Here is a 22,710-nt window from a genome sequence, read left to right as displayed (position 1 = left end):
CATGGCCTCCATCAGCTCCATGGACAAACCGGCGGCGGGCGCTTTGCCCGCCGACCCGCCCCGCGCCAGCGGGCCCCGCAAGATGCGGCTGCTGCACCCGGTCGATCCCCGTGTCCGTCTGTTCCTGGGCGTGGGCTTCTTCGCGCTGTTCCTGCTGTTCTGGACCTTCCTGACGGCGGCCGGCATCGTCGCGCCGCATTTCCTGGCCTCGCCGCTGCAGGCGGTGGGGGCGGCCTGGAAGCTGTTCGCGCAGTTCGGCTTTCTGAGCGACGTGGGCATGACGGTGTGGCGCGTGCTGGGCGGCTTTGTGCTGGCCGCGGCGGTGGCCGTGCCGCTGGGCATCGCCATGGGGGCCTACAAGCCGGTCGAGGCGGTGTTCGAGCCCTTTATCTCCTTTGCCCGCTACCTGCCCGCGTCGGCCTTCATTCCGCTGCTCATCATGTGGGTGGGGATCGGCGAGGCGCAGAAGCTGTCCATCATCTTCATCGGCTGCTTCTTCCAGCTCACGCTGATGGTGATGATGATCGTCGGCAATTCGCGCCGGGACCTGGTGGAGGCCGCCTATACCCTGGGCTCCGGGGATGCGAGCGTGATCCGGCGGGTGATCCTGCCGGGCGCGGCGCCCGAGATCGCCGAGGCCTTGCGCCAGGTGCTGGGCCTGGGTTGGACCTATGTGGTCGTGGCGGAGCTGATCGGCGCTGCATCGGGCATCGGCCACATGATCATGGACAGCCAGGCGCTGATGGCCACCGACAACATCATCGCGGGCATCGTGATCATCGGTCTGGTGGGCCTGGCCTCGGACCTGGCGTTCAAGAAGCTCAACCAGAAACTGTTTCCCTGGAGCCTGATGCGATGAGCCGCCTGTCGATCCGCAACGTGTCCAAGGTCTTTCCCGGCACCCGGGGCAACGCGCCGACCGTGGCGCTGCAGCCCACCAGCCTGGAGGTGGCCGACAACGACTTCATCACCGTGCTCGGCCCCTCGGGCTGCGGCAAATCCACCTTGCTCAGGCTGGTTGCCGGGCTGGAGACGCCGAGCAGCGGCGAGATCCTGCTCGATGGCCGGCCCGTTGGCGGCCCGGGCGCGGATCGCGGCGTGGTCTTCCAGAGCTATACCTTGTTTCCCTGGCTCGACGTGCGGCAGAACATCTGCTTCGGCCTGCGCGAGAAGGGCATGCCGGCGGCGCAGCAAAAGGAGGTGGCCGGGCACTTCATCGCCAGCGTCGGGCTGGAGGGCTTCGAGGCCCACTATCCCAAGCAGCTCTCCGGCGGCATGCAACAGCGCGTGGCGATTGCCCGCGCCCTGGCCAATGACCCGAAGATCCTGCTGCTCGACGAGCCCTTCGGCGCATTGGACAACCAGACGCGCGTGGTCATGCAGGAGCTGCTGCTCGGCATCTGGGAGACGCACCGCAAGACCGTGATCTTCGTCACGCACGACATCGACGAGTCCATCTTCATGGCGAGCCGCGTGGCCGTGTTCAGCGCCCGCCCGGGCCGTATCAAGGCAGAGATCCCGGTGGGTTTGCCCCATCCGCGGCACTACACGGTGAAGACCTCGCCGGAGTTCATCGACCTCAAGGCCAGGCTCACGGAGGAAATCCGCGTCGAGGCCCTGGCGGCTGCTGCACACTAGGGGTTGTCGCATAGAACGGTTCACACCCATGAATTCCTCCGCCGCCGAACTTCGCCAGCCGCTTGCTCTCGGGCGGGATGGGCCCGTGGCCCTGTACCAGCAGGTCAAGGACTATGTGCTGGGCAAGATATCCGATGGCAGCCTCGCCGCGGGTGAGCGCGTGCCCTCGGAGCAGGAGCTGGTGCAGGAGTTCGGCGTGGCCCGCATGACGGTCAATCGCGCGCTGCGCGAACTGGCCGAGCAGGGCGTCATCGTGCGCGTGGCGGGGGTGGGGTCGTTTGTCGCGGAGGAGAAGCCGCAGTCCACGCTGCTGCGCATTGCCCACATTGCCGAGGAGATTCGCCAGCGCGGCCATGACCATCGCTTCGAGGTGCTCCAGCTGTGCCGGGTGTCGGCCGCGCCCGAGGTGGCCGCGGCGCTCGACATGCCGGTGGGCGACTCGGTGTTTCATCTGCAGGGCGTGCATTTTGAAAACGAGGTGCCGGTGCAACTGGAGGACCGCTATGTGAATCCCCGCATGGCCCCGGATTTCATCGCGCAGGATTTCTCGCAGATCCAGCCCTCGATCTACCTCGTGCGCAATGTGCCGTTCGAGCAGATCGAGCATGTGGTGGATGCGATATTGCCCACCGCCGAGCAGGCGCAGCACCTGCAGATGGCGCAGGACCAGCCGTGCTTGATGCTGACGCGCCGCACCTGGTACCGCGGCACCCCCGTCACCTGGGTGCATTGCCTGCACCCAGGAATGCGCTACCGGCTGGGCAGCCGGTTCCGCACCGATTCTCCCCACGAGGGCTGAAGCCCGATAGCCGCCAGGGAGCTGTTCAGACAGCGACCTTTGTTTTCTTGAAATGTATAGACAGGTATAGTCATGAAAGATACTGCATACCCCGAGCAAGTTCCGTCCACCGGCCAGGCGCTTGAGCTGAGCCCCGGCAAGGTCACGCTGGCCCAGCTGCGCGAGATCGAGCGCGGCGGGGCCAGGCTGTCGCTGTGCCCGCAGGCCTATGCCGCCATGCGGGCCGCGCAGGCGCATGTGCAGCGCATCGTCGATGAGGACCAGGTGGTCTACGGCATCAATACGGGTTTCGGCAAGCTGGCCTCGACCAAGATCGAGCACGGCCGCCTGGCCGAACTCCAGCGCAACCTGGTGCTCTCGCACAGCGTGGGCACCGGCGAGGCGCTGGCCGACCCCGTGGTGCGCCTGGTGCTGGCGACCAAGGCCGTCAGCCTGGCGCGCGGGCATTCCGGCGCACGGCCGGAGCTGGCCGATGCGCTGCTGGCGCTGGCCAATGCGGACGTGCTGCCGGTGATCCCGGCCAAGGGCTCGGTGGGGGCGTCCGGCGACCTTGCGCCGCTGTCGCATCTTGCCTGCGTGCTGATCGGCGAAGGCCAGGCCAAGGTGGCGGGCCGGCTGGTTTCGGGCAAGGAGGCGCTCGCGCACGTCGGCCTCGAGCCCTTTGTGCTGCAGCCCAAGGAAGGGCTGGCGCTGCTCAATGGCACCCAGGTGTCGACTGCGCTGGCGCTGTCCGGGCTGTTCCAGGCCGAGAGCGTGTTCGCCGCCGGCCTGGTGGCAGGCTGCCTGACGCTGGAGGCCATCAAGGGCTCGGTCAAGCCCTTCGATGCCCGCATCCACGAGGCGCGCGGCCAGGCCGGCCAGATCGCGGTGGCCGCCGTCGTGCGCGAGCTGCTGGAGGGCAGCGAGATCGACCCCTCGCACCCGAACTGCGGCCGCGTGCAGGACCCGTACTCCATCCGCTGCGTGCCCCAGGTCATGGGCGCCTGCCTGGACAACCTGGCCCATGCGGCCCGGGTGCTGGTGATCGAGGCCAATGCCGCATCGGACAACCCGCTGGTGTTCGACAACGGCGACGTGATCTCGGGCGGTAACTTCCATGCCGAGCCCGTGGCCTTCGCGGCCGACATCATCGCGCTGGCCCTGGCCGAGATCGGCGCCATCTCCGAGCGCCGCATGGCCCTGCTGCTGGATACCGGCCTGTCGGGCCTGCCGGCCTTCCTGATCGCCGATAGCGGCGTGAACTCGGGCTTCATGATCGCCCAGGTCACGGCCGCCGCCCTGGCCGCCGAGAACCAGTGCCTGGCCCATCCCAGCAGCGTCACCAGCCTGCCCACCTCGGCCAACCAGGAAGACCATGTCTCCATGGCCACCTACGGCGCGCGCCGCCTGGGCGGGATGGCGCACAACACGGCGGTCATCGTCGGCGTGGAGGCCATGGCCGCCGCCCAGGGCATGGAGTTCGATCGCCGCCTCAAGAGCTCGGTCTTGGTGGAGCAGCAGTTGGCCCTCATCCGCGGCAAGGTGCCATTCGTGGAGCGGGATGTGTATCTTGCGCCGTTCATCGAGGCCATGCGGCTGTGGGCGCTGCAGGCCGAGTGGCCGCAGCCGCTCAGGGCGATCCTGCCCAGCCTGCGCGGCGGGCCGGCGCGATCGCCGGGGCTGTGAAGCCGGATGCCAAAGGGGAACACCATGCGCGACGAGAACGCAGACCCGGGACCATTCGTGGCGGCGCTGGCGGCGCTGCTGGGCGCGGAGGCGGTGCTTGCCGCCCCGCAGGTGCCGCAGCGCTACTGGAGCGACTGGAGCGGCATGGCCGCCGAGCGCCCGCTGGCGCTGGTGCGGCCGAGCAGCACCGGCCAGGTGCAGGCGCTGATGCGGCTTTGTGCCCGGCACCGGGTGCCGGTCGTGTCCCAGGGCGGCCTCACCGGGCTGGCTGGCGCCGCCGCGCCCCTGCGCCATGCGGTCGCACTGAACATGGAGCGCATGAATGCGGTGCAGAGCGTGGATGGGCGCAGCGCGGTCATGCAGGTGCAGGCCGGCGCCACGCTGCAGGCGGTGCAGGAGGCTGCGGCGCAGGCGGGCATGCTGTTCGGCGTGGACCTGGGCGCCCGCGGCAGCTGCCAGATCGGCGGCAACGTAGCCACGAATGCCGGCGGCAACGGCGTGCTGCAGCATGGAATGATGCGCGAGCAGGTGCTTGGCCTCGAAGTGGTGCTGGCCGACGGCAGCCTGCTGCCCATGTTGCGCCCGATGATCAAGAACAACACCGGCTACGACCTCAAGCAGGTGTTCATCGGCGCGGAAGGCACGCTGGGGGTCATCACCCGCGTGCTGCTGCGGCTGAGGCCGGCGCCCCGCAGCAGTGCCACCGCGCTGCTGGCCCTGCCTGGCTTCGATGAGGCGCTGTCGGTGCTGGGCGCGCTGCAGCGGCGCTTCGGCAACCGGGTGGCCGCGTTCGAGCTGATGTGGCGGGGCTTCGTGGACGCGGCCGCGCAGTGGCGCGGCATGGCGCAGCCCATGGCGGGCAGCTACCCGCTGGCGGCACTGGTCGCCATCGACGGCGATGCGCTCGATGGCTTGCTCGCCGAGCTTGAGCAGCAGCTGCAGGAATGCCTGGAGCGGCACTGGGTGTCGGATGCGGTGCTGGCGCAGTCGATCGCCCAGGCGCGCCAGCTGTGGGCGCTGCGCGAGGCCACGGCCGAGCTCAACCAGCACATGCATCCGCCCATCAATTTCGATGTCAGCCTGGAGCGCGCCGGCATTGGCCGCTTCGCCTCGGCCTGCGAGGCGGCGCTGCGCGCGCGCTGGCCGCAATGCCTGGTGCTGTTCTTCGGCCATGTGGGGGACGGCAACCTGCATATCTCGGTGGATGGCAAGACCGTGGGCGGCGAATGCGAAGCGGTCGAGCGCCTGGTCTATGGCCTGGTGGGCGACTGCAGTGGCAGCGTTTCCGCCGAGCACGGCATCGGCCTGCACAAGAAACCCTATCTCGCCTGCAGCCGCACGCCGCAGGAGCTCGCCGCGATGGCGGCGATCAAGCAGGCCCTGGACCCTTTGAACCTGATGAACCCCGGAAAGGTCTTCTGAACATGCGCCCATCCACCATTTCCGCGCTTGCCCGGCCACAGGTGCTGCAGCTTGCGGCATACAACGCCGGCCCATCGAACGCCGCCGTGCGCGAGCGCTACCGGATCGAGCGGATCTCGCGGCTGGCGAGCAATGAAAATCCATTTGGCCCGAGCCCCGCGGTGGCGCGCGCGCTGGCCGGCCTGGCCGGCGATGTCGGCAACTATCCCGATGCCAACTGCACGGCGTTGCGCCATGCCTTGGCCGAGAGGCTGGGCGTGGCGGCCGGCGGGCTGGTGTTTGGCGACGGCTCCGAAGACCTCGTCAAGCTGCTGTGCGAGGTGTTCCTCGGGCCGGACGATCTGGCGCTCACCCAGCGCCCGGTGTTTGGCCTGCACGAGATCTATCCCCGGATGATGGGCGCCGGGGTACAGCTGCTGGAGCTGAACGCGGAGCTTGGCTTCGATGTGGCGGCCTGGTGCGCGGCGCTGCGGCGCGAGCCCAAGCTCGCCTTCCTGCCCAATCCCTCCAACCCGGTGGGCTGCATGATGGATGCCGCCGCCTTCGCGCGTGTGCTGGAGGCCGCCTCCGAGCGCACGGTGCTGGTGGTGGACGAGGCCTACCACGAGTATGCGCGGCATGCGCCGGGCTATCCCGACGTGCTGGCGCAGCTGGCGGCGCGCCGCGGCCCCTGGATCGTGCTGCGCACCTTCTCGAAAGCCTGGGGGCTTGCCGGGCTGCGGGTGGGCTACGGGATCGCCAGCGAGCTGGAGCTGGCGGCGCTGCTCGACAAGGTGCGCTCGCCCTTCAATGTCAACCTGGCTGCGCAGCGCGCTGCGCTGGCGGCGCTGTCGGATGCCGGGCACATGGAGCATGCCGTGGCGCGGACGGTGCAGCTGCGCGAGGCGCTTGCCGCGCAGCTGGCTGCCTTGGCCGCGCCCGGCCAGCCGCTGCAGGGGCTGCGCATTGCGCCATCGGCGGCCAATTTCCTGTTCCTGGATATCGGCCGGGCCAGCGCCCCGGTTGCCCAGGCGCTGCTGGAGCGCGGGGTGATCGTCAAGCCGTGGAAGGACCCGGGGTTCGAGCACTTCCTGCGCGTATCCATAGGCGCTGCGGCAGACAACCAGCGGTTCGTGGAGGCGCTGCTGGAGGCGCTTGCGCCCCCGGGTGAACGGTTTGCGGCGGCTCCAGTTGCGACACAATGCTAGGGTCTGCCCACGGAGCCCATCGATGAACGATTCCATTCCAGCCATTGCCGCTGCGCATTTGCCGGCCCTGCTGCGCGCCATGCCCAAGGCCGAGCTGCACATGCATATCGAAGGCTCGCTCGAGCCCGAGCTGATCTTCGCGCTGGCGCAAAGGAATGGGGTGCAGCTGCCCTATCCCAGCGTGGAGGCGCTGCGCGCCGCCTATGCCTTCACCAACCTGCAGAGCTTTCTCGACATCTACTACGCCGGCGCCAGCGTGCTGCTGACCGAGCAGGACTTCTTCGAGCTGGGCATGGCCTACCTCGAAAGAGCGGCGGCCGACAACGTGGTGCATACCGAGATCTTCTTCGACCCGCAGACGCATACCGCGCGCGGCGTGCACATCAAGCACGTCATCCTCGGCCTGCACCGCGCCTGCCTGGCGGCACAAAAGCGCTGGGGCATCAGCTCGCAGCTGATCCTGAACTTCCTGCGCCACCTGAGCGAGGACGATGCCTGGCTCACGCTGGAGCAGGCATTGCCGCTGCGCGACTACTTCAGCGGCGTGGGGCTGGACAGCAGCGAAGTCGGCAACCCGCCGGAAAAATTCGCCAGCGTGTTCGCGCATTGCCATGAGCTGGGCCTGCACCGCGTGGCCCATGCGGGCGAGGAGGGGCCGCCGGCCTACATCTGGGGCGCGCTCGATGTGCTGTATGCCGAGCGCATCGACCATGGCGTGCAGGCGCTGCGCGATGCGGCGCTGGTGGCGCGGCTGCGCGAGCAGCGCATTCCGCTCACCGTCTGCCCGCTGTCCAACCAGAAGCTGCAGGTCTTTCCCGACCTGGCGGAGCACAACATGCCCCAGCTGCTGGCGCAGGGGCTGGTGGCCACCGTCAATTCGGACGATCCGGCCTACTTCGGCGGCTATGTGAACGACAACTTCGTGCAGCTCTTCGCCGCCACCGGCATGGGCGCGCGCGAGGCCTGGCAGCTGGCCGCGAACAGCTTCGAGGCCAGCTTCGTGCCGCCGGCGCAAAAGAGCGTGTGGCTGGGGCAGCTGCGCCAGTGCTTCGAGCGCTTTGCGGCCATGGGGCAATAGCCAAGTTCATATCGCACTCCCGGGTCATTGCGCCGCGATCACAATGGAGCCTGCCCCGACCCTGGAGAGACCGTGCCGCAACCCCGAAGCCGCCGCCGCGCCCCGGCGCAGCGCCTGGATGATCCGCCATGCCGCATGCGGCTGCCGGCCGTGCCGAGCACGCTGCTGATTCCGCTGGCCGCGCGTGCGCACGGGGGGCGCAGTTTTCCCTGGCTGGCCTGCGACGACGCGGTGGCCGCCGGCCTGCTGCGGCGCCTGGGCGAGGACGCCTCGGCCTACCTGGCCGACCTGCCCACGGTGCTGAACGTGCTGTGGCGCACCCAGCTGATCAAGCAGGCGGCGCAGGCCTTCTTCGCCGAGCATCCCACGGGGCAGGGCGCCAACCTGGGCTGTGGCCTGTCGCATTACTTCCAATGGTTCGACACCGGCGCCAACCAGTGGCTGGATGCCGACCTGCCCGAAGTGGTGCAGCTGCGCGGCCAGCTGCTGGCATGTGGGCCGCGCATGCGCTGCGCCGAGATCGATATCGCCCGGCCCGGCTGGTGGAGCCGCCTGGGCCTGCCGCAGGGCGCGGACGCGCCGCCGGTGCTGGTCATCTGCGAAGGCGTGCTCATGTACCTGGAGCCCGCGCAGGTGCGGGCGGTGCTGGCGGAGTTCGCCCGCTGCGCGCCGCGCGGCTCGCGCCTGCTGCTCGACGTGCTGACGAGCTGGGCCGTGGGCCATGCGGGCATGCACCCGAGCGTAGGGCCTACCGGCGCGCAGTTCCGCTGGGGCGTGGCGCAGACGCAGGAGCTGGCCGATGCGCATCCGCGCCTGCGGCTGTTGCAGGCGCACAGCGCCTCGGAATGCTATGGCTGGCCGGGGTTCGCGCTCGAATCCCTGTGGTGCCCCTGGCTGGGGGCGCCGCTGTACGGCATGGCCATGCTGGGGCTGCAGGACTGATTGGCGGCAGCATTGACACCAGGCTCAGCCCTGCGGCGACAGCACCAGCAATAGCAGCCGCGCGGGCGCGTCGCCCGCATTGGCGAGGCGGTGCTCGCTGTCCACCACCAGCGTGGCCGTGTCGCCCGCGTGCAGCAGCACCTGCTCCTGCGCGGTAAAGACCGCGATGCTGCCCTCCAGCACATGGAAGACCTCGCGCGTGCCCGCGCGGTGGGCCGCGAAAGGGCTGGATTCGGCCCGCGGCGGAAAACGGTATTCCACCAGGTTCACGCCCGCGCCGGGGCTGGCCAGGGCCAGGCGCTCCACGCCGCTGCTCCCGTCGGCATAGCGCAGGTGCTCGCCGGCGCGGGTGACCTGGGCGGCCGCGGCGCTTTGCACCAGCTCGCCCAGCTCGCAGCCCAGGCCGCGCGCGATCGCCATCGCGTTGCGCAGGCTGGTGGCCAGCAGGCCGCGCTCCACCCGCGATAGCGCGCCCGGCGACACGCCGCTGGCCTGGGCCAGCTGGTCCAGCGTGATGCCCAGCTGCGCGCGGCGCGAGCGCACGGCCGCGCCGAACTGGGCATCCGGCTGCGGCGCTTCCAATGCTGTGGTGGGATTCAAGCCCGCCTCCTTGTCGCTGTTGCTTGTGTTTAAAAATTGCTTATGAGAAAATAATTTTGCAAATAGGAAATTATTTTCACGGAGTCATTGCAATGTACCTGTTTCTGAGCGCCTTGCCGGTGCTGACGGTGGTCGCGGCGCTGCTGGCCGGGTTGCGCTCGCTGCCGGCGGCCTGCCTCGGCATCCTCGCGGCGGCGCTGGCCAGCGGCCAGGCCTTTGCGCAGCCGGCCGGCGTGTGGCTGCAGGCCGCGCGGGCCTGGCTGCCGGTGCTGCTGGAGGTGGTGCTCATCGTTGGCGGCGGGCTGCTGCTGTCCGAGCTGCTGCGCCAGTCGGGGGCGCAGCAGTCGCTGGCGCGGTGGCTGCTGGACCATACCGGCAGCGGCACCGGCGCGGTCTTGCTGGTGGTGCATGGCATCACCCCGTTTGCCGAGTCGGTCACCGGCTTTGGCGTGGGCGTGACGATAGGCATTCCGCTGCTGGCGCACTACGGCCTGGCGGCGCGCAAGGTGGCGCTCATCGGGCTGCTGGGGCTGTGCGCCGTGCCCTGGGGCTCGATGGGGCCCGGCACCTTGATCGCAGCCAGGATGGCCGGCCTGGGCTTCGACGCGCTGGGCCTGGCCTCGGCGCTGGTGAGCGCGATCCCGTTCGCGGTCACCGGCATGGCGGCCGCATGGCTGGCCGCCGAGCCGGGCGGGCGTGGCAAGGCGCTGCTGCAGGGCCTGCTGTCGGGCCTGCTGCTCACCGCGGCGGTGGCGCTGATGAACGCGGTGGCCGGCACCGCACCGGCCGGTGCGCTGGGCGCGCTGGTGGTGGTGGCCCTCCACCTGCTGCGCACGCGGCGCCAGGCCGCCGGCGGCGCACGCTTGCCGCCGCTGGGCCGGCGGGCGCTGGCCGCCTATGCGCTGCTGCTGGGCGGCGTGCTGGCGGCCGGCTGGCTGCTGCGCGCGCTGGACCTGCCCGCGGCCTGGCACGGGCTGGCATCGCCGGCGCTGTGGCTGCTGCTGGCGGCGGGCTTTTTCATCGCCGGGCCGCCCCAAGATGAAAAGCGCCCCCTCGGGGGGCAGCGGCTACACGCAGTGAGCAAGCGTGGGGGCATTTTCACGAGTGGGTGGCCGGCGCGCGAATCGCTGCGGCGCGTCGGGCGCGCCTGGGCGCAGGTGGCGCCGGTGACGGCGCTGTTCATCGCCTTGGGCGTGCTGATGGCAGCCTCGGGCATGGCCGCGCAGCTGGCGCGCGGGCTGGCGCAGGGCGGGCCGTGGTATGTGCTGGCCGCGCCCTTCGTGGGGGCGCTGGGCGGCTTCGTGACCGGCTCCAACACTGGCGCGAACGCGATGTTCGCCGCCACGCAGGCCGAGATCGCGCATGCGCTGGGCGTGCCGCTGCTGCCCTTCATGGCGGTGCACAACGTGAGCGCCGCGCTGCTGCTGATGGCCTCGCCGGGCAAGGTGGAGATGGCGCTGCAGCTGCTGCACCAGGGCGCCGAAGGGCCGGAGCTGCGGCGCTGGCTGCAGCGCGCGGTGCTGGCCGTCGACCTGGTGGCGGTGGCGCTGCTGGGCCTGCTCAACCTGGCATGGAGCCGGGCTTGAGGAGCGTGGGCTGGCTCTGTGCCTGCGAGCTTTGCTGCAGCAGCCGCGCCAGGTGCTTGCGCGGGCAGGCCTGGATCCGCTGCAGCAGCGCGTGGTGCGGGTCGGGGATGTGCCAGCGCCCGCGCAGGTCGGCCTGCATGCGCAGCAGCAGGTGGGCGGTCATCTCGGCATCGGCGAGCGCGCGGTGGGCCTTGTCGGCCGGCGGCAGCTGCAGGTGGCGCACGATGCGGCCCAGCGAGTGGCTGGGTGCCTCGGGGTAGAGCCGGCGCGACAGCAGCACGGTGCAGGCGAAGCGCGTTGCCGTGTGGCAGCCGGCGCGCTGCAGCTCGTCGAGCCAGAACTTGCTGTCGAAAGCGGCGTTGTGCGCGATCAGCGGCGCGTCGCCGACGAAGGCCGCGGCCTCGCGCATCACTGCCTCGGCCGGCGGCGCGGCCTGCAGCATGGCGGTGGTGATGCCGGTGAGCTGGGTGATGAAGGGGGGCATGTGCTGGCCGGCGTTCATCAGGCTCTGAAAGCGCCCGGCGATGCGGCCGTGCTCGACCAGCACGATGCCCACCTCGGCCGCACGCGCGCCGTGCGCGGGGCTCATGCCGGTGGTCTCGAAGTCGAGGATGGCGATGCGCTCGGCCGGCACGGCGGCGCTGGGCTGCTGCCGGGCCCCGGTGTCGGGGAAGGTCATGGCGGATGCCTTGGAAGGAATGGACGGACAGGGCCTGCGGCACGCGCGCAGGCGGTTGCCCGGATCATAGCCGCTGCTCCAGCGGCCCCAAGAGTCTCCAGCGCCTATCGTGCCTGCAGCGCGCGCAGCACCGCGCGCACCGGCGAGGCATCGGCCTGCACCAGCTTGAGCGGCAGCGCGATCAGCTCGTAGTCGCCCTCGGGCACCTCGTCGAGCACCAGGTTCTCCAGCACGCGCAGGCCGCGGCGGCGGATGACCTGGTGGCTGTCCAGGGTCTTGCTGCTGGCCGGATCGATGCTGGCGGTGTCGATGCCGATCAGCTGCACGCCCAGGTCGGCCAGGCGCGAGACGGTCTCGGGCGCATAGGCGGCGAGATCGCCGTCCCAGCCAGCGGGGGCGCGCTCGTAGGTGCGCACCAGCACGCGCGGCGGCAGCCCGGGCGCGAGCGCATGGGCGATGTGGCGCCACTCGATCAGCGGCCCGCAGCCGATCGCATGGATCACGCGGCAGGGGCCGAGAAAGGCGCCGAGATCGACAGCGCCGATGCTGGCACCGGCGGCATCGTAGTGCAGCGGCGCGTCAGCATGCGCGCCCACATGGGGCGAGAGCGTGATCGCGCTGACGTTCACCGGGCAGCCGGGGCCGATGGTGGCGCACCATTGCTGCGAGTAGGGCGTGTCGCCCGGAAACACCGGGCTGGCCGCATGGATGGCGGGGGATATGTCCCAGATGCGGCGTGTCATGTCAGGGCACCATGGCGTAGGCCACGATCTCGATCTTCATGCCCGGCACCACCAGCGCGGAGATGCCCATGCTGGAACGGTTGGGGTAGGGCGCCTCGAAGAACTCGCGGTACACCGCGTCGATGGCCGGCATGTCGGCCACGTCGGTCATGTAGATCAGCACCTGGGCCACATCGGCCAGCGTGCCGCCGCTCGCCTGCACGGCATTGCGCAGGTTGGCGAAGGTCAGGCGTGCCTGCTGTTCTATGGAGCCGGTGTCTATGCTGCCGTCCGGCCGCACCGGGCCATGGGCGGTGAACAGCATCTGGCCGCTGGCCTTGACGGCCCAGGAGAACGGTTGCTTGAGCGGCGGCAGGCCGGTGTCTACGATTTGCTTCATGGAATGCCTCAAAGAGCGGTGCGGACGGACCAGATTTCGGGGAAGAGTACGACATCCAGCATCTTGCGCAGGTAGCTCACGCCGCCGGTGCCGCCGGTGCCGCGCTTGAAGCCGATCACGCGCTCCACCGTGGTCACATGGCGAAAGCGCCACAGGCGGAAGGCGTCCTCGATGTCGGCGAGCTTCTCGCCGAGCTGGTACAGGTCCCAGTGCTGGTGCGGGTCGCGGTACACGGCGGCCCAGGCGGCCTCGACCTCGGGGCTGGCGCTGTAGGGCTGGCTCCAGTCGCGCTCCAGGTGGCTGGCCGGAATCTGCAGCCCCTGGCGCGCCAGCAGGCGCAGCGCCTGGTCGTACAGCGAAGGCGCGCGGTAGGCCGCCTCGACCTGGGCCAGCAGGTCGGGGCGGTGCGCGTGGGGCTTGAGCATGGCCGCGTTCTTGTTGCCCAGCGCGAATTCGATGCAGCGGTACTGCGCGCTCTGGAAGCCGCTGGAGCTGGCCAGGTAGGGGCGCATGGCGGTGTACTCGGTGGGCGTCATGGTCGAGAGCACGGTCCAGGCGCTGACCAGCTGCTCCATGATGCGCGAGACGCGCGCCAGCATCTTGAAGGCGTCGGGGCGGCTTGCGTCCGAGGGGTTGGCGATCGCGGCGGTGGCCGCGCGCAGCTCGTGCAGCATCAGCTTCATCCACAGCTCGCTGGTCTGGTGTTGGACGATGAACAGCATCTCGTCGTGCGCGGGCGACAGCGGGTGCTGGGCGCCGAGCACCTCGTCGAGGTGCAGGTAGTCGCCGTAGCTCATCGACTGGCTGAAGTCGAGCTGGGCCCGCTCCTCGGCCACGATGCTCTCGGGGCTGGCAGGTGCGCTCATCGCTCGCTCTCCAGCACGGTGGTGATGGCGTCGGCCACATACTGCACATTGGCCTGCGACAGGCCCGACATGCACATGCGGCCCGAACGGATCAGGTACACGCCATGCTCGTCGCGCAGGCGGTTGACCTGGGGCTCGGTGATGCCGGTGTAGCTGAACATACCGCGCTGCGTGAGCAGGAAGCCGAAGTCGCGCCGCTCGCCGAAGTTCTGGTGCAGCGCCGCGTGCAGGCGCGCGCGCATGTCCTTGATGCGGCCGCGCATCGCGGCCAGCTCGCCGGCCCATTGCGCGCTCAGCCCGGGCGACTGCAGCACCTGCTGCACCAGGCGCGCGCCCTGGGTCGGCGGCGAAGAGTAGTTGCGCCGCACCGTGGCCTTGAGCTGGCCCAGCACGTTGGTGGCCGTGGCTGCGTCGCCGCAGACCACGCTCAGGCCGCCCACGCGCTCGCCATAGAGCGAGAAGTTCTTCGAAAACGAGTTCGCCACGAAGGCCTGGGCGCCGGCATCGGCCAGTGCGCGCACCGACCAGGCGTCCTCGTCGAGGCCGTCGCCAAAGCCCTGGTAGGCCATGTCCACGAAGGGAATCAGGCCGCGCTCGACGATCACCGGAATCAGCTGCTGCCACTGCGCGCGCGACAGGTCAACGCCGGTGGGGTTGTGGCAGCTGGCATGCAGCAGCACCACGCTGCCCGGGGGAATGCCGCGCAGCGCATCCAGCATCGCATCGAAGCGCAGGCCGCCGCTGGCCGGGTCGTAGTAGGGGTAGCTGTGCGTGCGCAGGCCCGCGCCCTCGAAGATGGCGAGGTGGTTCTCCCAGGTCGGGTCGCTGAGCCAGATCTCGGCATCGGGAAAGTAGCGCTTGATGAAGTCGGCGCCCACCTTAAGCGCGCCCGAGCCGCCCAGCGACTGGATGGTGGCGATGCGCTGGCTGCGCACGGCCTCGTGGCCGGCGCCGAACACCAGATTCTGCACCAGCTGGCGGTAGGGGGCGATGCCCTCGATCGGCAGGTAGCCGCAGGGCGTGGTGTTCTGGCTCAGCGCCTGCGCGGCCTGGCGCACGCAGTCCAGCACGGGCAGGCGGCCCTGCTCGTCGAAGTACAGGCCGATGCTCAGGCTGACCTTGGACGGGTGGCTGTCCTGCTGGAAGGCCTCCATCAGCGACAGGATGGGATCGCCGGCGTAGGGCGGGACATGGGCGAAGAGGGAAGGTGTGGTCATGGTGGATTACAGAGGAAAGCCAAGGAAAAAAGGGTCACTGCGCCTGCGCCGCGGCCAGGGGCCTGGCGGGCTTGCGGTACCACAGCGCATAGGCGGCGGCGAGCAGCAGCAGGAAGGGCACGCCGGTGAGCAGCGTGAGGTGGAACACATCGATGAACGGCGTGGACAGCAGCGCGGCCAGCATCAGCCCTGCGCCCAGCAGCGTCAGCCACGGAAAGCCCCACATGCGGAAGGCCAGCGGGGCATTGCCCTGGCGCACCCAGCGGCGGCGGAAGAACCAGTGCGTGACGAAGATCATGAACCAGGTGAACATGGCGCCGAACATCGATACCGACATCATCAGCATGAAGGACTGCTCGGGGTTGACGATGTTGAACACTGTGGCCACGGCAATGCCCAGGCACGACAGCAGCAGCGCCGGCAGCGGCACGCCGCGCGCGTTGACGCGGCCCAGCACGGCCGGTGCATGGCCGGCGCGCGACAGGCTGAACATCATGCGCGTGGTGATGTAGAGCTGGCTGTTCATCGCCGACAGCGCGGCCACCAGCACCACGAAGTTGACCACGCCGGCGCCGCCGGGCAGGCCGATGATCTCCATCACCTTGACGAAGGGGCTGCCCTCCTTGCCGGCGGCGCTCCAGGGCACGATGGCCAGCATCAGCGCGATGGTGGCCAGGTAGAACACCACCAGGCGCACCATGGTCGAGCGGAAGGCGCTGGTGATGGCGCGCTGCGGGTCCTTGGCCTCGCCGGCGGCGACGGCGATCATCTCGATGCTCAGGTAGCTGAAGATGGCGATGATGACGCCCACCCAGGTACCCCAGCCGCCCTTGGGAAAGAAGCCGCCGTGGCTCACGTAGTTGCCGAAGCCCACGCCCTCGGGCCGGGTGCCGAAGACCACCCAGGCGCCGATGACGATGAAGGCCGCGATGGCGATGATCTTCACCAGCGAGAAGCTGTACTCCACGGCGCCGAAGGCCTTGACGCTCATCATGTTCACGCCGATCAGCACGGCCGAGAACAGCAGCACCCAGGTCCAGCGCGGCACCTCGGGGAACCAGTAGCCCATGTACAGGCCGATGGCCGTCACCTCGGTGCCCACGGCCAGCACCACGGCGGCCCAGTAGGCGTAGCGCACGAGAAAGCCGGCGACGGGCGCGATGTAGTGCTCGGCATAGGCGCCGAACGAGCCCGAGGTGGGGTGGGCCACCGTCATCTCGGCGAGGCACCCCATCAGCAGCAGCGAGATCACCGCGCCCACGGCATAGCTGATGAGCACGCTGGGCCCGGCAAAGCCGATCGCGAAGCCGCTGCCCAGGAAGAGGCCGGTGCCGATGGCGCCGCCGATGGCGATCATCGCCATCTGGCCGGCGCTCAGTTGTTGTTTCAGTCCGGCTTCGCGCTGGACGATGTCTTCGAAGGCCTGCATGCCTTGTCTCCGTGGTTGGTGGATGCGCGCATGCTAGGTGCAGGACCAGCGATGGTATTAATGGTTATCCATGAAATGTAGAAAAATTGGATAATCAATCCAATTATTTGTGAAATGAGAATATTTTTATGCCAATCGAAATCGACAAGACCGACCGTTTGCTGATTCGCGCGCTGCAGGAGAATGCGCGCCTCACCTCCGGCGACCTGGCCCAGCGGGTGAACCTGTCGCAGTCGCCGTCGTGGCGGCGCATCAAGCGGCTGGAGGACGGGGGCGTGATCACCGGCTACCACGCGGCGCTGGATCGGCGCGCGCTGGGCTTCGGCGTGCTGGCCTTCGTGATGGTGGCGATCGACCACCAGAACGAGGAATCGTCGCTGAGCTTCGAGGAGGCGGTCTGTGCCATCCCCGAGGTGGTGATGTTCCATGGCATCTCGGGGCCGGAGGATTTCCTGCTGGTGGTGGTCGCGCGCGACCTCGATGCCTATTCCGAGCTGCTGCAGCGCAAGCTGCATCGCCTGCCGGGCGTGCGCCAGGTGCACACGCATTTCTCGCTGCAGGAGTTCAAGGGGCAGCTCGGCGGCCTGCCGGTGGAATAGGCCGCCCTACAGCAGTCCGCTGTCCAGCGGCGGCAGGCCGTGGCGCAGCCGTACCCGGTTGCAGGCATCGCTGCCGGCGGCGAACTCGCGGCAAGGCGAGGGGCGCCATTCGTAGATGCCGCAGTGCGCCTTCTCGCCCACCTTGCCCGCCAGCGCCGCGCAGCGCGGGCGCGCCCAGTCGGTGCCGCGCATGCGGCAGGTGTGGGCGGTGACTTCCTCGATCAGCCCAGCCGGCACCTGGCCGCCATGTTCCTGGGATTCGTGCACGGAAAAGTCCACGCGGAACGAGGCGCAGCAGGCGCCGCAGGTCAGGCAGGGGTGGCTCATGGGGGGCGGATGGTGTCGGCAGGGGTATATTGTGCCGCGCGGCAGGCCATCGAGCATGGCCGGCGCTGCGCTGCCAAGACCCCTGGGGCTTGTCTGCTTCCGGCGGGGCCCGTGGCGCATCGGCGACAATTGGGTCAAAAATGAGAATAGTTATCAATATCTACCACCTGTGATGATTTCCGTGAATACGCCGCCGGGCGGCAGCCGTCCGGCCGGCTCCCATGATGCCGATGTGATTCTTCTCGATGCCTTGCCGCGCCAGACGCCGGCGCGCGTGGTGGGCCTGGTGCCGGCCAGCGATGCGTCCGGGCAGGCCCTGCTGCTGCGCTTGATGGAGATCGGCTTTTTGCCGGGAGAGCCGGTGCGCATCGTGGCCGCGGGCTTTCCCGGCGGCGATCCGCTGGCGGTGCGCGTCGGCCAGGCCACGTTTGCGCTGCGGCGCCACGAAGCCGCGCTGGTGCAGGTGCGCGTGAGCGAGGCTGGCGTATGACGGCGCGCCCACCCCTGCAGCCGCTCCAACCTATGGGCGCGGCGGCCGCCGCCGGCGCGGCGCCGCTGCGCCTGGCCTTGCTGGGCAATCCCAACTGCGGCAAGACCGCGCTGTTCAACCTGCTGACCGGCGCGCGCCAGAAAGTGGCGAACTATGCCGGCGTAACCGTGGAGCGCAAGGAAGGCTGGCTCACCACCGCCAGCGGGCGCCGTGTGCGCGTGCTCGATCTGCCCGGCACCTACAGCCTGCATGCGCACAGCGAGGACGAGCGCATCACCCACGACATCGTCTCGGGCCTGCATGCCAGCGAGGCGCCGCCCGAACTGCTGGTGTGCGTGACCGATGCGACCCACCTGCGGCTGAACCTGCGCCTGGTGCTGGAGGCACGGCGCCTGGGCCTGCCCATGGTGCTGGTGCTGAACATGAGCGACATGGCCGAGCGCCAGGGCATCCGGATCGACCGCGAAGCCCTGTCGCGCGCGCTGGGCATGCCGGTGCTGGCCTCGGTGGGCGTGCGCCAGGACGGCGCGCGCGAGCTGCTCGGTTGGCTGGACGGCGACGAGGTGCGGGCGCTGGCCGCGCCCGTGGCCGCCGGCGCCGGCGCGGCGCAGCCGGCGGACCCGCGCGAGCAGGTGCTGGCGCTGCACCGGCAGGTGTCGCGCATCATGGCCGATTGCGTGCAGGAGCCGCCGCTGCATACGCAGCGCGACGACCGCATCGACGCGCTGGTGCTGCACCCGCTGTGGGGCATGCTGCTGCTGGCGGCGACGCTGTTTTTGATGTTCCAGGCCGTGTTCAGCTGGGCGCAGCCGCCGATGGACGCCATCAAGGACGGGGTGACCGCGCTGGCCAACACGGTGGGTGAGCACCTGCCCGAAGGCGTGCTGCACAGCCTGATCGTCGACGGCATTCTGGCCGGGGTCGGCGCGGTGCTGGTGTTCCTGCCGCAGATCCTGATCCTGTTCTTCTTCATCCTCGCGCTGGAAGACTCGGGCTACCTGCCGCGCGCGGCCTTCCTGCTGGACCGGCTGATGGGCACGGTGGGGCTGTCGGGGCGCTCGTTCATCCCGCTGCTGTCGAGCTTTGCCTGCGCGGTGCCGGGCATCATGGCCACGCGCTCGATCACCAGCTGGCGCGACCGGCTGGTGACCATCATGATCGCGCCGCTGATGACCTGCTCGGCGCGCCTGCCGGTGTATGCGCTGCTGATCGGCGCCTTCATCCCGGCGCGCACGGTGGGCGGCATCTTCAACCTGCAGGGGCTGGTGCTGTTCGGCCTGTACGTGGGCGGCATCGCCAGCGCGATGGCGGTGGCCTTCGTGGCCCGGCTGGCGCGCAAGAATGCCGGCCCCACGCCGCTGCTGATGGAGCTGCCGGCCTACCGCTGGCCCAGCGTGCACAGCCTGGCGCTGGGGCTGTACGAGCGGGCGCTGATCTTCCTGCGCCGCGTGGGCGGCATCATCCTCACGGTGAGCATCGTGCTGTGGTTTTTGGCCAGCTACCCGGCGGCGCCCGATGGCGCGGCCGGGGCGGCCATCCGCTACAGCTTCGCGGGCCGCATCGGTGGCTGGCTGGAAGTGCTGCTGGCGCCGATAGGCTTCAACTGGCAGATCTCCATCGCGCTGGTGCCCGGCATGGCCGCGCGCGAGGTGGCGGTGGGCGCGCTGGGCACGGTCTATGCGCTGTCGGCCTCGGGCGACGACGTGGCCAGCGCGCTGGAGCCGCTGATCGCGCAGAGCTGGTCGCTGGCCACCGCGCTGTCGCTGCTGGTGTGGTTCATCTTCGCGCCGCAGTGCATCTCCACCATCGCCGCGGTGCGGCGCGAGACCAATGGCTGGCGCTATCCGCTGCTGATGGTGGGCTATCTGTTTGGCCTGGCGTATCTGGCCAGTTTCATCACCTACCGCGTCGCGCTGGCGCTGGGAGGAGGCTAATCATGCAAGAGATCATCGTGGGCCTGATCGTGGCGGCCGCTGCCCTGTCGCTGGTCTGGCGCTATCTGCCGGTGGGCTGGCGCCAGAAGGCGGCGCGGCTGCACCCGGCGCTGGCGCCCAAGGACTCGGGCTGCGGCGGCTGCAGCGCCTGCGGCGGCGACAGCTGCGCCGACAAGGGCGCGCAGGCCGGCCGCAAGGCTTGAGGCCTTTTTCACCGCCGGGCCGCCCCCGGGCGTTGTGCGTTTTGCGTTTTGCGACTTCCACGCTCAACCCAAAACCCTCAACGCTCAACGCTCAACCCATCATGACAGCCGGCCGAGCAAAAGGTACTCCATGAGTGCCTTTTGCACGTGCATCCGGTTCTCGGCCTCGTCCCAGACGACGGATTGGGGGCCGTCGATCACATCGGCCTGTACCTCTTCGCCACGGTGCGCCGGCAGGCAGTGCATGAACAAGGCGTCGGGCTGGGCCACGGCCATCATCTCGGCGTCCACGCACCAGTCGGCGAAGGCCTTGCGGCGCGCCTCGTTCTCTTCCTCGTAGCCCATGCTGGTCCACACGTCGGTGGTCACCAGGTGGGCGCCGCGGCAGGCGTCCATCGGATCGTCGAACACCTGGTAGCAGCCCGCATCGAAGGCCTGGCCGCCGAAGGCCAGCTGCTCGTCGATGCCGTAGCCGCTGGGCGTGCTCACATGCACCTTGAAGCCCAGCAGGTTGGCCGCCTGCAGCCAGGTGTTGGCCATGTTGTTGCCGTCGCCCACCCAGGCCACCACCTTGCCCTGGATGGAGCCGCGGTGCTCGATGAAGGTGAAGATGTCGGCCAGGATCTGGCAGGGGTGGAACTCGTTGGTCAGGCCGTTGATGACCGGCACGCGCGAGTACTGCGCGAAGCGCTCGATCTTGTCCTGGCCGAAGGTGCGGATCATCACCAGGTCGGTCATGCGGCTGATGACGCGCGCGCTGTCCTCGATGGGCTCGGCGCGGCCGAGCTGGCTGTCGCCGGTGGTCAGGTGCACCACCGAGCCGCCGAGCTGGTACATGCCGGCCTCGAAGCTCACGCGCGTGCGCGTGCTGGCCTTCTCGAAGATCATCGCCAGCGTGCGGTCCACCAGCGTGTAGTGCTTCTCGTAGTTCTTGAACCTGCGCTTGATCAGCGCGGCGCGCGCCAGCAGGTAGGTGTACTCGTCGGCGCCGAAGTCCTGGAATTGCAGGTAGTGCTTGATGGTCTTGTCGGTCATGGGCGCCTCTCAGTCCTTCTTGGCCAGGAAATCCTTGACCAGCCGCGCCAGCCGGGTAGCGATCTCGTCGGCCTCGGCCTTGGTCAGTATCAGTGCCGGCACCAGGCGGATCACGGTGTCGGCGGTCACGCTGAACAGCAGGCCGGCCTCGGCGCCCAGGTTCACCAGCGCGCCGCAGGGCTGGTTCAGCTCCACGCCGATCATCAGGCCCTGGCCGCGCACCTCGATGACGCCGCTTTCGCCGGCCAGCTCCTTTTGCAGCGCGGCCTTCAGGTGCGCGCCCACTTCGGTGGCATTGGCCAGCAGGCCCTCGGCCTCGATGATCGCCACGGTCTCGGCGCCGGCGCGCATGGCCAGCGGGTTGCCGCCGAAGGTGGTGCCGTGGTTGCCCGGCTGCAGCACCTTGGCGGCGCGCGGGCCGGCCAGCAGCGCGCCGATCGGCACGCCCGAGCCCAGGCCCTTGGCCAGGCTCATCACGTCGGGCACGATGCCGGCCCACTGGTGGGCGAACCACTTGCCGGTGCGGCCCATGCCGCTTTGTACTTCGTCGACGATGAACAGCCAGTCGCGCTCGTCGCACAGCTGGCGCACCTGCTGCATGAATTCGGCGCGCATCGGGTGCAGGCCGCCTTCGCCCTGGATGGGCTCCATCATCACTGCGACCACGTTGCCGTTGGCGTCGGCGGCGGCCTTCAGCGCCGCGAAGTCATTGGCCGGCACGCGCACGAAGCCGTCGAGCAGCGGGCCGAAGCCGTTGCGCACCTTGGGGTTGGCGGTGGCGCTCATGGTGGCGATGGAGCGGCCGTGGAAGGCATGCTCGAACACGATGATCGCGGGCTCGGCGATGCCCTTGTCCACGCCGAACTTGCGCGCCACCTTGATGGCCGCCTCATTGGCTTCCAGGCCGGTGCTGCAGAAGAAGGCGTTGCTCATTTGCGCGCGCTCGGTCAGCAAGGCAGCGAGCTTTTCCTGGCCGGGCACGTAGTAGTAGTTGGAGCAGTGGATCAGCGTGGCCAGCTGCTGCTGCAGCGCGGCCACGAAGCGCGCGTGGTTGTGGCCCAGGGTGTTGACCGCGATGCCGGCCAGCGCATCCAGGTATTCCTTGCCGTTGACGTCCCACACGCGCACGCCCTGGCCTCGCGCGAGGGCGACCGGCACGCGGCCATAGGTCGTCATCACATGGGGCTCGGTTGGCTGGGCAATGTCGTTCATGGAAAATCTCCAGGCAAAGAAATGAAAAGAAAAAAGCGGGGTTGCAAGCCCCATCAATGCAGGAATCGCATCGATGGGAGCAGCCATTCTAGGGGGTGTTGCCGGCAGGACTATTGAAGAATCCGCATCACAGCATTGCGGTGCACCATCGGTGGTTCATGCGTTTTGCGCATAAAGGCATGCATGCAATTGATGTTGATGGAAACCCTATCTCTTATATAAGAGTTAAAATACCCGCTTTGCTCCGGCGCAGCGATCCTGGCCGCGGGCAATACAACAGACTACACACCCATGGTATCGCCAACAGCTCAAGAAGTTTTCATCCAAGGTATCACCGAGGACGGAAAGACATTTCGTCCCAGCGATTGGGCCGAGCGGCTGGCGGGCGTGATGAGCCAGTTCCGCCCTGGCGGCGCCCGGCCGGGCAGCCACCTGGGCTATTCGCCGTGGTGCGTCCCGACCATGGTGGGCAGCGTGAAGTGCGTGATCGTGCACTCCGATCTGCGGCAGTCCAACCCCATGGCCTGGGATTTCGTGATGGGCTTTGCCCGCGACAACCACTTGCAGACTTCCGAGGCCTGCTCGCTGCTCGACGACCACTATGGCGCCACCGCCCGCCGCGCCTGAGAAGTTTTAAAAAATATAGCTGCTTGTGCTTGTGTACAGGTGATTTCAGATAT

At 68.9% G+C, this 22,710-nt stretch carries 24 protein-coding genes; 14 read left to right on the top strand and 10 right to left on the bottom strand.

Annotation, left to right across the window (positions count from 1 at the left end; genetic code table 11):
• The first annotated feature begins 1 nt into the window (after window position 1).
• From ACODRX_RS05790 to ACODRX_RS05755, 8 genes are all read left to right on the top strand, one after another.
• Entirely contained in the window at window positions 2–859 is an 858-nt protein-coding gene (locus tag ACODRX_RS05790) for an ABC transporter permease (RefSeq protein ID WP_488870158.1), read from the top strand.
• Window positions 856–1,638, top strand: a complete 783-nt coding sequence (locus ACODRX_RS05785) for an ABC transporter ATP-binding protein (RefSeq protein ID WP_488870156.1) — start codon at window positions 856–858, stop codon at window positions 1,636–1,638. Before ACODRX_RS05790 ends, ACODRX_RS05785 begins: the two co-directional genes overlap by 4 nt.
• 28 nt (window positions 1,639–1,666) lie before the next feature.
• Window positions 1,667–2,437, top strand: coding sequence for a histidine utilization transcriptional repressor HutC (gene hutC, locus ACODRX_RS05780; protein WP_488870155.1), 771 nt, complete (start codon window positions 1,667–1,669; stop codon window positions 2,435–2,437).
• Between the two features lie 72 nt (window positions 2,438–2,509).
• Window positions 2,510–4,102, top strand: a complete 1,593-nt coding sequence (gene hutH, locus ACODRX_RS05775) for a histidine ammonia-lyase (RefSeq protein WP_488870154.1) — start codon at window positions 2,510–2,512, stop codon at window positions 4,100–4,102.
• Between the two features lie 24 nt (window positions 4,103–4,126).
• Window positions 4,127–5,524: an FAD-binding oxidoreductase gene (locus ACODRX_RS05770; protein WP_488870152.1), complete on the top strand. Its 1,398-nt coding sequence runs from the start codon at window positions 4,127–4,129 to the stop codon at window positions 5,522–5,524.
• A gap of 2 nt (window positions 5,525–5,526) precedes the next feature.
• The gene (locus ACODRX_RS05765) at window positions 5,527–6,711 is read left to right on the top strand and encodes a histidinol-phosphate transaminase (RefSeq protein ID WP_488870151.1); all 1,185 of its coding nucleotides are present in this window, start codon (window positions 5,527–5,529) and stop codon (window positions 6,709–6,711) included.
• 22 nt (window positions 6,712–6,733) lie between these two features.
• Window positions 6,734–7,789, top strand: coding sequence for an adenosine deaminase (locus ACODRX_RS05760; protein ID WP_488870149.1), 1,056 nt, complete (start codon window positions 6,734–6,736; stop codon window positions 7,787–7,789).
• Between the two features lie 72 nt (window positions 7,790–7,861).
• On the top strand, window positions 7,862–8,731 hold the full coding sequence (locus ACODRX_RS05755; RefSeq protein ID WP_488870148.1) for a class I SAM-dependent methyltransferase: 870 nt from the start codon (window positions 7,862–7,864) through the stop codon (window positions 8,729–8,731).
• A 24-nt stretch (window positions 8,732–8,755) separates the two neighbouring features.
• Here ACODRX_RS05755 and ACODRX_RS05750 read toward each other — a convergent pair whose 3' ends face one another.
• On the bottom strand, window positions 8,756–9,331 hold the full coding sequence (locus ACODRX_RS05750; RefSeq protein WP_488870147.1) for a helix-turn-helix domain-containing protein: 576 nt from the start codon (window positions 9,329–9,331) through the stop codon (window positions 8,756–8,758).
• A 92-nt stretch (window positions 9,332–9,423) separates the two neighbouring features.
• Here ACODRX_RS05750 and ACODRX_RS05745 point away from each other — a divergent pair, with 92 nt between their 5' ends.
• Window positions 9,424–10,917: an L-lactate permease gene (locus ACODRX_RS05745; protein WP_488870146.1), complete on the top strand. Its 1,494-nt coding sequence runs from the start codon at window positions 9,424–9,426 to the stop codon at window positions 10,915–10,917.
• Here ACODRX_RS05745 and ACODRX_RS05740 read toward each other — a convergent pair.
• The 6 genes from ACODRX_RS05740 to ACODRX_RS05715 all read right to left on the bottom strand — a co-directional run bounded on the left by ACODRX_RS05740 (window position 10,892) and on the right by ACODRX_RS05715 (window position 16,230).
• Entirely contained in the window at window positions 10,892–11,596 is a 705-nt protein-coding gene (locus tag ACODRX_RS05740; RefSeq protein ID WP_488870145.1) for a 3'-5' exonuclease, read from the bottom strand. The genes ACODRX_RS05745 and ACODRX_RS05740 overlap by 26 nt on opposite strands.
• A 104-nt stretch (window positions 11,597–11,700) precedes the next feature.
• Window positions 11,701–12,339: an arylformamidase gene (kynB, locus tag ACODRX_RS05735; protein WP_488870144.1), complete on the bottom strand. Its 639-nt coding sequence runs from the start codon at window positions 12,337–12,339 to the stop codon at window positions 11,701–11,703.
• A gap of 1 nt (window position 12,340) precedes the next feature.
• Window positions 12,341–12,718: a RidA family protein gene (locus tag ACODRX_RS05730; RefSeq protein WP_488870142.1), complete on the bottom strand. Its 378-nt coding sequence runs from the start codon at window positions 12,716–12,718 to the stop codon at window positions 12,341–12,343.
• 8 nt (window positions 12,719–12,726) lie between these two features.
• A complete protein-coding gene (kynA, locus tag ACODRX_RS05725) occupies window positions 12,727–13,584 on the bottom strand; it encodes a tryptophan 2,3-dioxygenase (protein WP_488870141.1) in 858 nt (285 codons plus the stop codon).
• On the bottom strand, window positions 13,581–14,801 hold the full coding sequence (locus ACODRX_RS05720; RefSeq protein ID WP_488870139.1) for an amino acid aminotransferase: 1,221 nt from the start codon (window positions 14,799–14,801) through the stop codon (window positions 13,581–13,583). Before ACODRX_RS05720 ends, kynA begins: the two co-directional genes overlap by 4 nt.
• 34 nt (window positions 14,802–14,835) lie before the next feature.
• Window positions 14,836–16,230: an amino acid permease gene (locus ACODRX_RS05715; protein WP_488870138.1), complete on the bottom strand. Its 1,395-nt coding sequence runs from the start codon at window positions 16,228–16,230 to the stop codon at window positions 14,836–14,838.
• A gap of 128 nt (window positions 16,231–16,358) precedes the next feature.
• Here ACODRX_RS05715 and ACODRX_RS05710 point away from each other — a divergent pair, with 128 nt between their 5' ends.
• Window positions 16,359–16,829 carry an Lrp/AsnC family transcriptional regulator gene (locus ACODRX_RS05710; protein WP_488870137.1) on the top strand — a complete coding sequence of 157 codons (471 nt, stop codon included), beginning with the start codon at window positions 16,359–16,361 and terminating at the stop codon, window positions 16,827–16,829.
• Window positions 16,830–16,835: 6 nt separating this feature from the next.
• Here ACODRX_RS05710 and ACODRX_RS05705 read toward each other — a convergent pair whose 3' ends face one another.
• On the bottom strand, window positions 16,836–17,156 hold the full coding sequence (locus ACODRX_RS05705; protein ID WP_488870136.1) for a YkgJ family cysteine cluster protein: 321 nt from the start codon (window positions 17,154–17,156) through the stop codon (window positions 16,836–16,838).
• 172 nt (window positions 17,157–17,328) lie between these two features.
• On the opposite strand from ACODRX_RS05705, the gene ACODRX_RS05700 reads away from it, so the two are divergent.
• The 3 genes from ACODRX_RS05700 to ACODRX_RS05690 are packed head-to-tail and all read left to right on the top strand — an operon-like array spanning window position 17,329 to window position 19,783.
• Window positions 17,329–17,646, top strand: a complete 318-nt coding sequence (locus tag ACODRX_RS05700; RefSeq protein ID WP_488870134.1) for a FeoA family protein — start codon at window positions 17,329–17,331, stop codon at window positions 17,644–17,646.
• On the top strand, window positions 17,643–19,580 hold the full coding sequence (gene feoB / locus ACODRX_RS05695) for a ferrous iron transporter B (RefSeq protein ID WP_488870133.1): 1,938 nt from the start codon (window positions 17,643–17,645) through the stop codon (window positions 19,578–19,580). Before ACODRX_RS05700 ends, feoB begins: the two co-directional genes overlap by 4 nt.
• A 2-nt stretch (window positions 19,581–19,582) precedes the next feature.
• Window positions 19,583–19,783: a hypothetical protein gene (locus ACODRX_RS05690; RefSeq protein WP_488870131.1), complete on the top strand. Its 201-nt coding sequence runs from the start codon at window positions 19,583–19,585 to the stop codon at window positions 19,781–19,783.
• A 99-nt stretch (window positions 19,784–19,882) separates the two neighbouring features.
• Here ACODRX_RS05690 and argF read toward each other — a convergent pair whose 3' ends face one another.
• Window positions 19,883–20,803: an ornithine carbamoyltransferase gene (gene argF, locus ACODRX_RS05685; protein WP_488870327.1), complete on the bottom strand. Its 921-nt coding sequence runs from the start codon at window positions 20,801–20,803 to the stop codon at window positions 19,883–19,885.
• 24 nt (window positions 20,804–20,827) lie between these two features.
• Window positions 20,828–22,030: an aspartate aminotransferase family protein gene (locus ACODRX_RS05680; protein ID WP_488870130.1), complete on the bottom strand. Its 1,203-nt coding sequence runs from the start codon at window positions 22,028–22,030 to the stop codon at window positions 20,828–20,830.
• Window positions 22,031–22,321: 291 nt separating this feature from the next.
• On the opposite strand from ACODRX_RS05680, the gene ACODRX_RS05675 reads away from it, so the two are divergent.
• The gene (locus tag ACODRX_RS05675) at window positions 22,322–22,657 is read left to right on the top strand and encodes a DUF3579 domain-containing protein (protein WP_488870129.1); all 336 of its coding nucleotides are present in this window, start codon (window positions 22,322–22,324) and stop codon (window positions 22,655–22,657) included.
• The last annotated feature ends 53 nt before the right edge of the window (window positions 22,658–22,710 follow it).

Source organism: Comamonas sp. FG99, from assembly GCF_057808605.1.
This window is presented reverse-complemented; position numbering and strand designations above follow the sequence as displayed.